Source organism: Caminicella sporogenes DSM 14501 (genome assembly GCF_900142285.1).
GTDB lineage: Bacteria > Bacillota > Clostridia > Peptostreptococcales > Caminicellaceae > Caminicella > Caminicella sporogenes.
Genome location: NZ_FRAJ01000012.1, coordinates 42,357 through 58,154 on the forward strand (window position 1 = coordinate 42,357; position 15,798 = coordinate 58,154).

At 28.9% G+C, this 15,798-nt stretch carries 13 protein-coding genes; 2 read left to right on the forward strand and 11 right to left on the reverse strand.

Annotated features, from left to right (window positions below; genetic code table 11):
* Positions 1-107: 107 nt before the first annotated feature.
* The 5 genes from BUA90_RS07880 to purR form a co-directional block, all read right to left on the reverse strand.
* Positions 108-2,168 (reverse strand): methyl-accepting chemotaxis protein, encoded by a 2,061-nt coding sequence (locus tag BUA90_RS07880; protein ID WP_094756805.1) that lies wholly within the window; start codon positions 2,166-2,168, stop codon positions 108-110.
* A 157-nt stretch (positions 2,169-2,325) separates the two neighbouring features.
* Entirely contained in the window at positions 2,326-3,276 is a 951-nt protein-coding gene (locus tag BUA90_RS07885; RefSeq protein ID WP_072967376.1) for a ribose-phosphate diphosphokinase, read from the reverse strand.
* 30 nt (positions 3,277-3,306) lie between these two features.
* Positions 3,307-4,677 carry a bifunctional UDP-N-acetylglucosamine diphosphorylase/glucosamine-1-phosphate N-acetyltransferase GlmU gene (gene glmU / locus BUA90_RS07890; protein ID WP_072967378.1) on the reverse strand — a complete coding sequence of 457 codons (1,371 nt, stop codon included), beginning with the start codon at positions 4,675-4,677 and terminating at the stop codon, positions 3,307-3,309.
* Positions 4,678-4,791: 114 nt separating this feature from the next.
* Complete coding sequence (spoVG, locus tag BUA90_RS07895; RefSeq protein ID WP_072967380.1) at positions 4,792-5,058, reverse strand: septation regulator SpoVG; 267 nt, start codon at positions 5,056-5,058, stop codon at positions 4,792-4,794.
* Positions 5,059-5,195: 137 nt separating this feature from the next.
* Positions 5,196-6,014, reverse strand: a complete 819-nt coding sequence (gene purR / locus BUA90_RS07900) for a pur operon repressor (protein WP_072967382.1) — start codon at positions 6,012-6,014, stop codon at positions 5,196-5,198.
* A 276-nt stretch (positions 6,015-6,290) separates the two neighbouring features.
* On the opposite strand from purR, the gene murC reads away from it, so the two are divergent.
* Positions 6,291-7,673, forward strand: coding sequence for a UDP-N-acetylmuramate--L-alanine ligase (gene murC / locus BUA90_RS07905; protein WP_072967384.1), 1,383 nt, complete (start codon positions 6,291-6,293; stop codon positions 7,671-7,673).
* 10 nt (positions 7,674-7,683) lie between these two features.
* Here murC and BUA90_RS07910 read toward each other — a convergent pair whose 3' ends face one another.
* The 6 genes from BUA90_RS07910 to BUA90_RS07935 form a co-directional block, all read right to left on the reverse strand.
* Positions 7,684-8,985: a chloride channel protein gene (locus BUA90_RS07910; protein ID WP_072967386.1), complete on the reverse strand. Its 1,302-nt coding sequence runs from the start codon at positions 8,983-8,985 to the stop codon at positions 7,684-7,686.
* 23 nt (positions 8,986-9,008) lie between these two features.
* On the reverse strand, positions 9,009-10,196 hold the full coding sequence (locus BUA90_RS07915; RefSeq protein WP_072967388.1) for a hypothetical protein: 1,188 nt from the start codon (positions 10,194-10,196) through the stop codon (positions 9,009-9,011).
* A gap of 190 nt (positions 10,197-10,386) precedes the next feature.
* Positions 10,387-11,346, reverse strand: a complete 960-nt coding sequence (locus BUA90_RS07920) for an LCP family protein (protein WP_072967389.1) — start codon at positions 11,344-11,346, stop codon at positions 10,387-10,389.
* 190 nt (positions 11,347-11,536) lie between these two features.
* On the reverse strand, positions 11,537-12,385 hold the full coding sequence (locus tag BUA90_RS07925) for a 3-hydroxybutyryl-CoA dehydrogenase (RefSeq protein WP_072967391.1): 849 nt from the start codon (positions 12,383-12,385) through the stop codon (positions 11,537-11,539).
* 100 nt (positions 12,386-12,485) lie between these two features.
* Positions 12,486-13,265, reverse strand: a complete 780-nt coding sequence (locus BUA90_RS07930; protein ID WP_072967393.1) for a short-chain-enoyl-CoA hydratase — start codon at positions 13,263-13,265, stop codon at positions 12,486-12,488.
* Between the two features lie 97 nt (positions 13,266-13,362).
* Positions 13,363-13,692, reverse strand: coding sequence for a hypothetical protein (locus BUA90_RS07935; protein WP_072967395.1), 330 nt, complete (start codon positions 13,690-13,692; stop codon positions 13,363-13,365).
* Between the two features lie 605 nt (positions 13,693-14,297).
* Between BUA90_RS07935 and nhaC the strand changes: the two genes are divergently transcribed.
* A complete protein-coding gene (nhaC, locus tag BUA90_RS07940; protein WP_072967397.1) occupies positions 14,298-15,707 on the forward strand; it encodes a Na+/H+ antiporter NhaC in 1,410 nt (469 codons plus the stop codon).
* Positions 15,708-15,798: the final 91 nt, after the last annotated feature.

Sequence of the window (15,798 nt, forward strand, 5' to 3'; positions counted from 1 at the left end):
TAATTTCAAATTCTATATTGTAAGTTTTACTCCCTTAATTCTTAATCACTCTTAAAATTCACAACCAATATAAAATACAGCTGCTAGAATATTCTAGCAGCTGTATTTTATATTTTAAAACGTCTAATTTCTTTACTAAGTTTTATAGATAATTCATTAAGTTTATCAGCAGCTTTAGCTACTTCCTCAACTGCCATAGACTGCTGCTGCATTGAAGCAGTTACTTCTTCAGAAGCTGCTGCAGTTTCTTCTGATACTGCAGATATATTTTCTATAGCTGCAACTATATTATCCTTATCTTCATTTACCTCTTTAATAAAATCACTTATAGATTCTATCTTTGCTGAAATACTATCTATTGCTTTTGAAATTTGTTTAAATGAATTATTTACATGCTCAACTGCCTCAGATTGTTCCACAGCCCTTTCTTTAACTTCACTCATTATATTTACAGTTTTTGTGCTATCGTTTGTTATATTAACAACTATTTCTTTTATTTCATCAACAGCATTTCTTGAATCTTCAGCAAGTTTTCTAATTTCATCAGCTACAACAGCAAAGCCTCTTCCATGCTCTCCTGCTCTTGCAGCTTCTATAGATGCATTTAATGCTAAAAGATTTGTTTGTTCAGCTATAGAACTTATTGTTTCAAGTATATTTCCTATGTACTTAGTCTTATTATCTAATTCAACAATTGCATTTTCTATTTTTAATGTAGCATCATCATTAAGTTTAGTCTTTTCTTGTAAATCTTCCATAGCCTTTATACCAACTATGTTTGCTTCTATTACTTCATTAGCAGAATCAAGCATTTTTTCTGTGCTTTCTGATAAACTATTAAATTTCGTAGATAAATTTGCCGTAAGCATAGCACCTTTTTCAGCTTCAGCAGCTTGTTCTGTAGCTCCCTTTGCTATTTCTTCTACTGTTCTAGCAACTTCCTCTGCTGATGCACTTGTTTGTTCTGAAGTAGCTGCTAAATTTTCAGCTGAAGAAGATACTTCATTTGATACAACTTGAATATTTTCTACAAGCTTTCTTATCTCATCCATCATTCTATCAAAACCTTCAGCAAGTACGCCTATTTCATCTGAAGTTTTTATATTATTTCTTATTGTCAAATCTCCCTGCTCTATCTTCTTCATGTTATTTAACATCATATTTATATGTTTTGTTATTCCCTTTGAAAATAAAAATGAAATCAATATTACAAATATAATCGAAATAATTCCAAATAATACTGTATTCTTTAATAAACCTACAGCATCTTCTTTTATTTCATCAACATACATTATAGCTAAAATACTCCAACCTACTTTTTCTATTTTCGTAAATACTCCAAATTTATCTACTTTTTCATTTTTACCTTTTTCATTCTTTTCAACCCATTTATAATCTACAAAACCTTCATTTTTTTCTTTCATAGCTTTAAATATTTCTGGTACTGGAATAAACTTCCCAATAAATTTTTTATCTTTATGAGTCATAATCTTTCCATATCTATCAAGTATAATAATAGAACCTTTTTTACCAATTTGAATAGAATTAATTTTTTTCGATAAAACATCTAAAGAAATATCAATTGCTAATACCCCAACTAATTCATTTCTATTATATGAATTATAAACAGGTTTTGCTACAGAAATAACTAACTCTTTCGTATCAGTATCTATATAAGGGTCTGTCCAAACAAGTGTATTTCTTTTAACAGCTTCTTGATACCATGGCCTTGTAGTCGGATCAAACCCTTCAGGTATTTCAGTATTCGGATATATGTACATATCTTTTTTTACTGTTCCTATATATATACTTTTTACTTCCTTATGAGATTTAATAAAAGCTTCAAATGCTGGTTTCATCCATTCTTCATATTCAGGGTGCTCAACTATTTGCTGAACATCTGGATTTAAAGCTATCTGCTCAACACTTTCTTCATACCCTTTGGTAAAATTATTTATGGAATTTTTTATTTCTTTTAAAACATTCATAGTATCTGTCTTTAAAGATTTTTTCATTATATCTACTGATTTATTATACGAAATAATTCCTAAAGAAATAAGGGAAGTAGTAATCAAAGCTACAAACATCAATATAAGCTTTGTCTGCATACTAATCTTAATTCTCTTTTCTGTTTCATTTTTTGTCTTTTTCTTTATCTTTTTATCCATACTTTTCCTCCCAGCTTAATTTTAATCCACTATTTTTTTTACATTCTACATATTATATCCTTTTTCGACAAAATTCTCAATAATCCTCTTTGTTTTTTTTGGAAATTAAGTTTTTATAAAACATAAAAATAATGGCTAAACAGCCATCATTTTTATTTTAATCAAATAGTACACTTACTGATTCATTAGAATATATTCTCCTTATTGCCTCAGCAAATATTGACGCTACTGAAAGTATTTTCATATTTTCAAGTCTCTTTTCTTCTGGCAACAAAATCGTATCAAGAACGACTAATTCTTTAATAGGAGAATTTTTCAATCTTTCTATTGCTGGTCCTGAGAGAACTGGATGAGTACAGCAAGCATATACATCTTTAGCCCCAAATTCCTTTAATGCTACTGCTCCATTAGTTATAGTTCCTGCTGTATCTATCATATCATCAATTAAAATTACATTTTTATCCTTTATATCTCCAATAATATTCATAACTTCAGATACATTTGCTTTAGGCCTTCTCTTATCTATTATAGCAAGTGAAGCATCTAATCTATCTGCAAACTTTCTAGCTCTAGTTACACTACCAAGGTCCGGTGAAACCACAACTACATTGTCTAAATTAAGTTCTTTAAAGTAGTTTGCCAATATCGGCACTCCTACTAGATGGTCTACAGGAATGTCAAAATAGCCCTGTATTTGTGCAGCATGTAAATCCATCGATAAAACTCTATCTGCTCCAGCTGTAGTAAGTAAATTTGCAACCAATTTCGCTGAAATCGGATCTCTTGCTTTAGCTTTTCTATCTTGTCTTGCATACCCATAGTACGGAATAACTGCATTTATCCTCTTAGCTGATGCTCTTTTTAATGCATCAATCATTATTAAAAGTTCCATTAAATATCTGTTTACAAGCGGAGCACTTGTAGATTGAATTACATAAACATCTGCACCTCTCACTGACTCTCCAATGTTTACAGCAATTTCTCCATCACTAAAAGAACTTACCTCAGCATTTCCAAGAGGCAATCCTAATTCTGAACAGATTTTAAGAGCTAACTCCTTATTGGAATTCCCTGCAAAAATTTTAATTTCTCTGCCCTCTAAATTCATTTTCTTTCCTCCTAAAAATTTATATAATAATTATTTCTTTAATAAGCCCTTTCTCTCTACCCAATCTTTTTTATTCTGCTGCTTTGCCCTTGCAACAGCTAAAGATTTTTCTGGAACATTTTTAGTTATTGTTGACCCAGCCGCTATATATCCATTTTCTTCGACAATTACAGGTGCAATCAAGTTTACATTACAGCCAATAAAAGCGTTATCCTTTACTACAGTTTTATTTTTAGACTTTCCATTATAATTTACAAAAACTGCTCCACACCCTATATTCACATTTGTTCCTATTTCACCATCACCAATATATGATAAATGAGAAGCTTTTGAATTATCTCCTATAGTTGAATTTTTAACCTCAACAAAATCGCCTATCTTTACATTCTTGCCAAGTTTACTATTAGGTCTTAAATAAGCATATGGTCCTACTTTAGTATCTGAATCTATAAAACTTTCTATTATAGTTGAATTTATTATTTTCACTCTGTCATTTATTATAGAATTTTCTATACGTGTATTTGGTCCAATAATACAATCTTCTCCTATTTCAGTATTTCCCAAAAGAAATGTACCGGGATATAAAATACTATCCATTCCAACTTCTACTCTCTTATCTACATAAGTATTATCGGGGTCTATTATAGTTACCCCCTTTTCCATAAGACCTGTAAGAATTCTCTTTCTCATTATTTTTTCAGCTTCAGCTAATTGAACACGTGAATTTACTCCTAATATTTCCGTATAATCATCAATTTTATATGCGCCTATTTTCTTTTCTTCATTTCTCAATATTTCTATAACATCAGTTAGATAATATTCACCCTGATTATTATCATTATTAAGTTTTTTTAAAGACTTTTTCAAATCACTAGCTTTAAAACAATAAATACCTGAATTAATTTCTTTTATCGATTTTTGAAACTCATCTGCATCCTTTTCTTCAACTATTTTTATTACTTCACCATTTTCATTTCTAATAATTCTTCCATAACCAGTAGGATTTTCCACTTCCGTAGTTAATATAGATGCTGAATAACCTCTTTTTATATGTAAATTTATAAATTTTTGAATAGTTTCACTTTTAATAAGAGGTGTATCCCCATATAAAACGATAACATATCCTTCATCACAAATTAAATTTTCAGCTTGAATAACAGCATGTCCAGTACCAAGCTGTTCTTTCTGATATATAAATTCAACATTCCTATGTTTAGTAGCATCTTTAACTTTATCTGCACCACACCCAACTACAACTACATTTTTGTCGCATTTAATTTCTTCTGCAACATCTATTACATGTTCAAGCATTGAAATTCCACTTACCTTATGCAAAACCTTCGGAAGTTTAGATTTCATCCTAGTTCCTGCTCCTGCAGCTAAAATTATCGACATTAGCATATTTATTTCAGCACCCCTCATGTTTTTTGAATTTTAAAAAACGTTGTTATTTCGCGATATATTATATCATTTTCTTCAAAAAAAAACAAAAGCTAAAAACAGCTTTTGCTTTAATTAATTTGCTTTTTCTAAAGCTTTCTCATACTCAGTAAAAATAATTTCTTCAAGTTTAGCTCTAGTTTCAGCATTAATAGGATGAGCTATATCTTTATAATCTCCTTCATTAATTCTTTTACTTGGCATTGCTATAAACAGTCCGTTTTGCCCCTCTATAATTTTGATATCATGTACTACAAATGCATTATCAAATGTTACTGAAACTATAGCCTTCATTTTACCTGCCTCATTTAGCTTACGAATTCTTACATTAGTAATATTCATACAACTCCCACCTTTCACGCCAATTCATACAAGCTATAATTGATAATTCTCCAAAAAGTACTAATTTCCTTTTTACAAAACAGTTTTTTTGAAATTTTTTTAAAATTACCAAAGTTCTCTCTAATCATTTTTGTTCATCACTTAAAAACTTTCTCATTTGGATAAATCTCTATACCTCTTTCAACATCTACCGAATCTAAAATTATAAGCGAAAGATAATCATCTACCAACTTTTTTTCAGGTTCTTTGGTAGAAATCATTACCCCTATTCCCTTAACTTTTGCATCGAACTCTTTCATCAATTCCACTATTCCCCTTGCAGTTCCACCAGCTCTCATAAAATCATCAATAATAAGTACATTAGAACCATTTTTGATTGCCCTTTTTGAAACATACATAGTTTGTATTTTACCAGTAGAACCAGATACATAATTAATACTCACTGTAGAACCCTCTGTAACTCTATTATTACTTCTTATAATAACAAGAGGAATATTTAAAACATTTGCAGTCATAAGTGCCAGGGGAATACCTTTCGTCTCTACAGTCACTACACAATCAATATTTTGCCCTGCAAATTTCGTTGCAAAAATTTCTCCCATTTTTCTAACATACTTTGGATTGTATATAATATCAGACATATATAAAAAACTTCCGGGTATTATCCTATTTTGGTCTTTCATAACTTTACATATATCTAAAAGAATCTCTCTTGTATCATCAACATTAATAAAAGTAGTATATCTCACACCACCTGATGCTCCTGGAATAGTTTCTACTCTTCCCAAATTTAAATTTTCCATTATCTTCTTTATGATAACTATATCTTCACTCACAGTAGATTTAGCTGCATTAAACATATTTGTAAAATAATTTAAAGTAAATATCTTATTTGGATTATCACACAATATTTTAACTAAAGCTCCTATTCTTTCATTTCGTCTATATTTACTCACTTTTTTCTCTCCTTATCCGAATGTTATTTGTATTATATATAATTTTATTCGTTTTTATTCTTTTCTTCAATACTTTAATTAAATTAATAAACTTCTAGGCTTTAAGCTTAACTATTTAATTAAAATAAAATATGATATAATTTCAATTATACAATAAGTATTTTCTAAAATAATATTTAATAAAATTATAGTAATATTAATTAATGGATATAATATATACATATATTATTATAGTAAATTTTTCCATTATATATTTGAAATCAAGGAGAGTGTATCATGGCAGATTTTATTAATAATAAAGATATTAATCGCATACATTTTATAGGCATTGGCGGAATAGGTATGAGCGGTATTGCTGAAATACTTTTAAATAATGGTTATGCTGTATCTGGCTCCGATTTAAAACCTTCTCATATAACTAATAAACTAAAAGAAAAGGGTGCTAAAATTTACATCGGACACAGTGAAAAAAATGTTGATAATGCAGACCTTGTAGTTTATACTTCAGCTGTTAAATCAGATAATCCAGAAATTCACAAGGCAAAACAATTAGGTATTCCAATCCTAGATAGAGCTCAAATGTTAGGAGAAATCATGAAAGAATACAAAAGAAGCTTGGCTATAGCTGGAGCTCATGGTAAAACTACTACTACTTCAATGATTTCATTAATATTTGAACATGCAAACCTTAACCCTACTATACTAATTGGAGGAGAACTTAAAGAAATCAATGGCAATGTAAAAATTGGAAATAAAGATTATTTAATAACTGAAGCCTGTGAATATCAAGAAAATTTTTTGAAATTCTTCCCCAATGTTGGAGTTGTTCTTAATATAGATGAAGACCACTTAGATTATTTTGAAAATCTCGAACATATAGTAAATACATTTATCAAATTTGCTAAACTCATACCCAAGCAAGGCTATCTCATAATAAATAATGATGACTATAACACAAGAAAATTATTATCTCATGCAAACTGCAATATAATCACTTATGGTATTAATGTAGAAAGCGACTTTATGGCAAAAAATATAATATTTAATGAAAAAGGCTATCCTTCATTTGAAATTTTATACAAAAATGATACTATAGGAAAAATTTCTTTAAAAGTTTTAGGTTATCATAATATTTATAACGCCTTAGCAGCTATTTCAACTACCTATACTTTAGGTGTTCCAATGGATAAAATAAAAGAAAAATTAGAAGATTTTACTGGAACTCATAGACGATTTGAAATTATCGGCGAAAAAAATAATATTAAAGTCATAGATGATTATGCTCATCATCCAACAGAAATAAAAGCTACTCTAGAAGCAGCTAAAAAATATCCTCATAATAGAATTTGGTGTATATTTCAACCTCATACTTTTACAAGAACTAAAGCTCTACTTTTAGATTTTGCATCTGCTTTTAACAATGCTGATAATATAATAATCACCGACATTTATGCTGCAAGAGAAAAAGACACTGGCGAAATACACTCTAAAGACTTAACAAATCTCATCAAAAAAGAAGGTAAAAATGCAGTTTATATTCAAAACTTTGAAGAAATCGTTGAATATTTAAATGAAAATGCAAAATCTAAAGATATAATACTTACAATGGGGGCTGGAAATATATACGAAGTTGGAAATATGTATTTAAAAAAAGATTAAGTCAAATGACTTAATCTTTTTTTATTGAAACAGTATAAATAGTCTTTGGATAAATTAGCTGTATTGTAGCACTCCCAACTGCACAAGATAGTAATATTGGCAAAATTATAGAATAAGTATTAGTAAGTTCTAAAATCATTATCGTAGCAGTAATAGGTGCATCTGCAAATGCTGCAAACATAGCTCCCATACCAACTAATGAATATGAGCTAACATTATAAATATTATTGGGCACTAAACTACAAAGTAAATTGCCATATATACTTCCAAATGCAGCCCCTATATATAAACCCGGTAAAAATACCCCGCCTACTCCTCCAGACCCTAAAGTTGCCGCTGTTGCTACTATTTTACCAATAAGTAAAAAAATTAAAAGTTTTACATTAAACTTATCTTCTATAATCTTTCCTATAGTTCCATATTCTATATCAAATATATAAGGCAAAAAATATCCTATTATTACAACAACAAATGCTCCTATAGCAGGATGAAAACAATGTGAAATTTTTATTTTTTTAATAATCCATTTAGTTTTTTCTATCAATTTAATATAGACAATAGCTAGAAAACCCAATAAAATGCCTAAAACTACATAATATAACAACTCTCTATAACTTAGTATTCCAAAACTACCTCTAACAGATAAAAATACTTTATTTCCAATTAAAAATCTAGTCATAACTACTGAAGTTATTGAAGATATAACTATCGGAGTAAAATATCTCAAACAATCTTTGTGCATTAATATTTCTAGCACAAATATAGTAGCAGATATAGGAGTATTAAAAACTCCTGCAATACTTCCTGCTACACCACATCCTATCAATATTCTAATTTTTGTTTCATCAAAATTAAACTTATACCCAATAATCGACCCTATAGCTCCTCCTAAATGGACTATTGGACCCTGCCTTCCTGCAGAAAGACCTGAACCCAAAGTTACTATGGTTTGAAAAGTTTTAAGAAATACTATTCTCGGCTTCATTAAAAATTTATTTATATCGTCTAACTCCTGTATAACCCTTGACACTCCAAAACCTTTATCTTCTTTACTTATAAAATATTTACCAATTATGCCAACTAATAAACCGCCAACTATAGGAATTATTAAAAATTTAATCTTTAAAGGAACTCTTTTCATTAAAATTTGACCATCATAAAGTCCATAATGAAAAATTTCAAGAAATTTATTAAATATGATAGAAGAAATTCCTGTTACAATACCAACAAATACAGCTAAAGTCATCAATACAACATTTTCATATCTCTTCTCATCTTTAATAATTTCCTTCATTCTTCCCTTATTTATCATTTTAATTCATCTTCCTATATTAATTATGGAACCATCAATAAACTTTTTATCTTCTCACCTATATTTTTTGAAAAATACTTTACATTATCATATACAAAATAGTTGTCATAAACTAAAACTTCCTTAATATCTTCATTTATAATAAATTTTAAAATTAATCTCAAGTCTTCATCTATAGTTTTATCATTATTTAACTTCTCACGATTTGATGAATTTAGGCACCTTGCTATTTCTATATTGTAATAACTATTGCTTTCTAAATCATAAACTCCTTCAATATCTTTTACTATAACCCTATCAGCTTTTAACAAATATTTTATTTCATCTTTTTTAGCATTGTTTTGGACAGGTAATTTTTTAGAAATATAATCCCATATTTCACCATCATACTTACAATAAAGAAATACTATAGGTGTATCTATCAGCATAATTTCATTATTTATAAGATGAAATTTGTACTTATCTTCACCTCTTTTTATCGTTATATCATAATTTGGATAAAGAGTTGGAACTCCTACAAAATTTTGCTGTTCTTCTATAGATAGTATATTAAATTTAGAAATTAATTCTTTTGACTCTCTTTTATTTATAATACGGACTGCTTTTTCATCTTCAGCATATAAGTAAATATTTTCTGGAATTGGATACAGTAATTTATCCATCAAATTTTGCAGATAAACTTTTTCTAATATAGGTATAAAATTATCCATATCAGATTTCTGTATTTTATAAATTTTACTTCCTTCATTATTTGTATCAACTAACATATATCCATTTTGCCCATATAACTTTAACTTTATATTTTTTTCAATTAAATCAATCTCATAATCATAACTTTCTAAATCCAATACTTCTTCATTAAACTGATTTATATCTGATTTTTCTTTTTTAAATCCTTTAAAATTTGCAACTATAAATCCTCTATCTTCTCCCGTTACTTCTATCATATTTGTAGGATTATTTATATTCTTAATATATATATGTTTTACATCATCAAAAATTTTATTTATATCTAAAGCGTTTTTTTTATCTTCTCTTTTTAAATCAATAGATTGGACATCTTTCTTATGTTCTTCAAAGATTTGTTTTTTATCTGCTTCAATTTTTCTGCCTTCTTTTCCATTTACAAGTAAAAAAGTCATTATTCCACTTATTACAGCTAATCCTATTAAAAATAAAACTCCATATAAAAACTTTTTTCTTGCCTTCATTCTTATCACCTATACCAGATATTTTTATTCACAATACAATATTCTACTTTATTATTAAAATACCTTCTAAAATTATTCCTTTATATAAATTTTTTTATATGAATTTTTATTTTTCCACCTTAATTTTTCGCTAATTTAAACTCTATAATGTTATCCAAAAAAAAATAAGAGCAGTTATCTAAAACCGCTCTTATTCTTCTAATCCCCTTTTATAAATTTCTATCATTAATTTTTCTGTTTCTGCTGGGTCATGTATAAAGTAGGACAGCCCCATATTTTTATGTCTGCCAGGCAATCTATAAGTTTTTATGTTCTCTTTTTTAATTCCTATGGCACTCTTCGCATAATAAATTACATCACTTAAGTCCATACTAGTTTTTACAAACTTAAAAACTGTATTTGCAACCAATGGCAATCTAAAGCTCAAAGCTTTATCCATAGCAGCCATCAAAAATTGTTGTTGAGCTTTTATTCTTCCAAGGTCTCCATCTGGATAACCTCTGCCGTTATTGCCTTTTCTAAACCTTAAAAATTGAATAGCTTTTTTCCCATTTAAAGTTTGAACTCCTTTTTTCAAATGAATATGAAGAGGTGGTTTTGCATAAGGGTCATCGTAATCCATATTAAATGGTACATTTACTTTTACTCCACCAAGAGAGTCAACAATATCTTCTACTCCATCATATGATACTTTTACATACTCATGAATCGGAACCCCTCCAAGTACATGAGATGCTACTTTCATTATTCCTTTAATGCCGCTTCTACCATAAACTGCATTTATCTTTTTCTGATCGAGTTTATCATATCCAGCTGAATAAAAATAAGTATCTCTCGGTATTGAAACCAAATCTAAATTTTTACTCTTTGGATCAAAACTTGCAAGTATAATAGTATCAGTTCTAGGTCCTTCCATACCCAATAACAATATATTTACCCTTTGACTTTTCTGTATCAATTTTTCAAGCTCCGTCATTTCAGCTTCAGGTTTAGAATCTGGCTTTGAATTTTGCTCATCGTTAGAAGATTGATATTCATTTAATCTATCTTGCTTATCATCTGCAAATTTCATTATAGCAAAGGCAGCAGAACCTATTAAAAGAGTAAAACAAACAAACGCAATTATAAAAGATTTTAAAAAAGTTTTCATTTTAATCTCCTTCCTCAACAATCATCGACATTAAGGAATTTAGTACCATTTTATATTGTATCATATAATTTATTTATTTTAATAATTAAATTTCTATTACAAAAAAATAAAAGGTAGCTTTTTGCTACCTTATAAAATAAAATTACTAAATAAATATTCATTTTTATTTATAAATCATATTTATTAAATTTTATTTTGAATAATCATAAAATCCCTTTCCTGTTTTTCTTCCCAATAATCCTCCTCTAACCATTTTTCTAAGTAGTGGATGAGGTCTATATTTTGGGTCTCCAAATTCTTTATACAAAACTTCCATTATTGCAAGATTTACATCATTTCCTATAAGATCAGCCAAAGCTAAAGGTCCTATTGGATGATTAGCACCAAGCTTCATTGCATTATCAATATCTTCTGGTGTAGCTATTCCATCAGCAAGAATACCTATAGCTTCATTTATCATAGGTATAAGTATTCTATTAACTACAAAGCCCGGAGCTTCTTCTACTTCTACAGGTGTCTTTCCTAAATTCTTAGATAATTCAATTACTTCTTTTTTTGTTTCTTCAGAAGTCGCAATACCTTTTATTACCTCAATAAGTTTCATTACAGGCACTGGATTAAAAAAGTGCATTCCTATTACTTTATGAGGTCTATTAGTCACTGAAGCTATTTCAGTTATAGATAATGATGAAGTATTAGTAGCCAATATAGTATCTTCTTTACATATTTCATCTAATTCAGCAAATATTTTTTTCTTTATTTCCATATTTTCTGTAGCCGCTTCAACAACTAAATCACAATCAGAAAGTTCTTTTGTATCAACAGTACCTTTTACATTTGAAAGCATTTCTTCTTTTTGCTGTTGAGTTATTTTTTCTTTTTTAACTAATCTATCCAATCCTTTAGTAATAGTAGCTATACCTTTTTGTACAAATTCCTCCTTAATATCTTTTAAAACAACTTCAAATCCATTTTGTGCCAAAACTTGAGCTATACCTGCTCCCATTGTTCCAGCACCAATAACTCCTATTTTTTTCATAAAGCATACCCCCAAAAAGTTATAATTTTATGTAAACTTATAATTGTAAAAAAATTGGCACTATTTACTTGTAGCTAGTTAAATGTTTAATTTAAAATTATTATCTAGCTTTAAACTCTGCCTTTCTTTTTTCAAGGAAAGCTTTCATACCTTCCTTTTGGTCCTCAGTAGCAAAACAAAGTCCAAAATAGCTTGCCTCTATATCGTTTCCACTATCTAAATCTACATCTAATCCCTTATTTATCGCCATCTTAGAATATCTAATAGCTAACTGAGCTCTTTCACAAATCTTTTTAGCTAAATTCATACTTTCTTCCATAAGTTTCTCATGTGGAACAACTTTATTTACAAGACCTATTCTCTTAGCTTCCTCAGCATCTATCATATCCCCTGTAAATATCAACTCTTTAGCTTTTGCAATACCCACTAGTCTAGATAATCTCTGAGTTCCTGCAAATCCTGGTATTATTCCCAAAGTTACTTCTGGCTGTCCAAATTTAGCTTTTTCGCTTGCTACCCTAATATCACAAGCAATAGCAAACTCACAACCGCCACCTAAAGCATATCCATTTACTGCAGCAATTACTGGTTTTTCCATTAACTCTAATTTTCTAAAAACTCTTTGACCAAGAATAGAAAATCTTCTTCCTTCATCTGCATTAAAATTAGCCATCTCTGATATATCTGCTCCAGCAACAAACGCTTTACCTTCTCCTGTAAAAATAGCTACATAAATTTGCTCATCATTTTTAATACAATCAATAAGTTTATCTAATTCCTCTAAAACTTCGGTATTTAATGCATTGAGTGCCTTAGGTCTGTTAAATTTAATTACAGCAACATTTTCTTTTTTTTCAAATAATAAATATTTTAGCTCCATACTCAAACCCCCACAAAATTTAAAATATTTTAAATCATAATTATTTTATTCTATTTTTTATCGTCAATTCCTTCTTTTTTAACAAATTTTTAACAATTTAATCTAAATGTGTAATAGCTTCTAAAATAAATCCTATTATAACTATCACAATACCCATCAGTGCCGGTGCTATACCCTCACCACCAAATAGAGGATTATTTTTTTTCTCATCTTCATTCATAAAAAAATATTTTTTTCTAATATTAGGTGTTCCTATTAACAATGCTATTGACAACATCATAGTTAAAATTCCACCTGTAAAAACAAATATATATGCTCCTTTAATAAGCGAGTACCCTTTTATTAGAGAAAATCCCATTCCCAAAATAGATAACAAAATTGAATATACTATACCTTTTATTACATGCTTTAATATTTCTTTTAGCACCTTTATCACCTCATACTTAATAATCAAATGTTTCCTTCATTTAAAAAGAAATAAAGCCGCCACTAATGACGACTTTATTTCTTTAATATATATTCATATGGGGGTATGAATATCTTGTATAAATTATTATAAAACTTTATCAGCTATAAATCAAATATCTTTATAATATCTTATGATACTTTTTCTATTAAATCCATTTTATTATCAATTTATGGTATTTAACAAATTGTATTGACACAATACATATTCTGTATTATTATGAATATAAATGTATAAATAATATTCCTGTTATCCAATCTCCTCTGCTATTATTTATATAGTAATTTTCTGTATTTTTTCCAATTATGCAAAATTATACAAGCTTAAAATCAAATGATAATTTGTATTTTTATACCAATTTTTAACATCTTAATCCACCATATTACATGTAAGTTTTTACCTGAAAATGAAGAAATATACTTTTATATGATGAAAAATTATAAATATTTCATAAAATCTCTTTATTATTTATTGAATTATCTGAATATTTCATGTTATAATAAATTAACCTGTATACTTTTATACTTTAATTTTTATTATTATGAATTTTTATGGGGGGTATGTTTATGAACACGCCAAATGCAAACAAAATTTCTTTTGGCAAAGCAATGATTCCTATTCTCTTCTTAATCATTGCGCTCATTTTTACACTACAAGTATTTAATGGTGATCCACACATTCCAATTATTGCTTCAGCTGTTGTAGCTGCAGTAGTAGCTATTGCGTCTGGACAGTCTTGGAAAGACCTTGAGCAAGGTATGATTGAAACTATCAGTATGTCTTTACAAGCCATTCTTATCCTTGCAATTATAGGTATGATAATCGGTACTTGGATACTTGCCGGAATCGTGCCTACAATGATTTATTACGGATTGAAAATTATTTCTCCAAGCATTTTCCTAGTAGCAACATGTTTAATATGTAGTATAGTATCACTAGCTACAGGAAGTTCTTGGACTACTGCAGGTACTGTTGGTATAGCTCTTATAGGTGTAGGTCAGGGCTTAGGAATTCCTCTACCAATAGTTGCAGGTGCTATAATTTCTGGTGCTTACTTCGGCGACAAGATGTCACCTCTTTCCGATACTACAAATCTTGCTCCAGCAATGGCAGGTGCAACTCTATTTGACCATATTAGACACATGGTATATACTACAGCACCAAGTTTAACTATAGCTCTTATTTTATATGGAATTTTAGGTTTCAAGTATGCAGGTAATTCTCTTGATACATCTTCAATTAATATCATTTTAGATGCACTTTCTAAGCAATTCACAATTTCTCCATTCTTATTATTACCACCTATACTAGTTATAGCTATGGTTATTATGAAAGTCCCAGCTATTCCGGGTCTTATAGGTGGTACTGTTCTTGGTGGATTATTTGCTTGGATTTTCCAAGGTGCTGGAATGACAGCTATAATCAAAGCTGCTCACTATGGATTTACTTCTGAAACAGGTATTAAAGCTGTTGATGAATTACTTACTCGTGGCGGCTTAGACAGTATGATGTGGACAATTTCTCTTATTCTCTGTGCAATGTGCTTTGGTGGAGTTATGGAAAAATCAGGTATGCTTCATGCATTAGCTGCTAAGATATTAACTCTTGCTAACAATACAGGTTCTCTTGTATTAGCAACTATATTAACTTGTATAGCTACAAATTTTGTAGCTGGCGACCAATATTTATCAATAGTTATACCTGGTAGAATGTATAAAAACATGTATGATGAACTAGGATTGCATCCAAAGAACCTTTCAAGAGCTCTGGAAGACTCTGGTACTTTAACATCGCCTTTTGTACCATGGAATACCTGTGGTTCATTTATGCACACTACTTTAGGAGTTCATCCATTTGCATATGCTCCTTATGCTTTTCTCAACCTTCTTAATCCAGTAATATCTATATTCTATGGATTTACAGGAATTACAATGGAAAAAGTTTCAAAAAACAAAGCAGATGGAGAAATAGCTTAAACAGCAAATTTAAACCCGGGAAAAAATCCCGGGTATTTTTATTTTTTATAATTTACTAAATATTGGATTAGAGATTTAAATATATTATAAT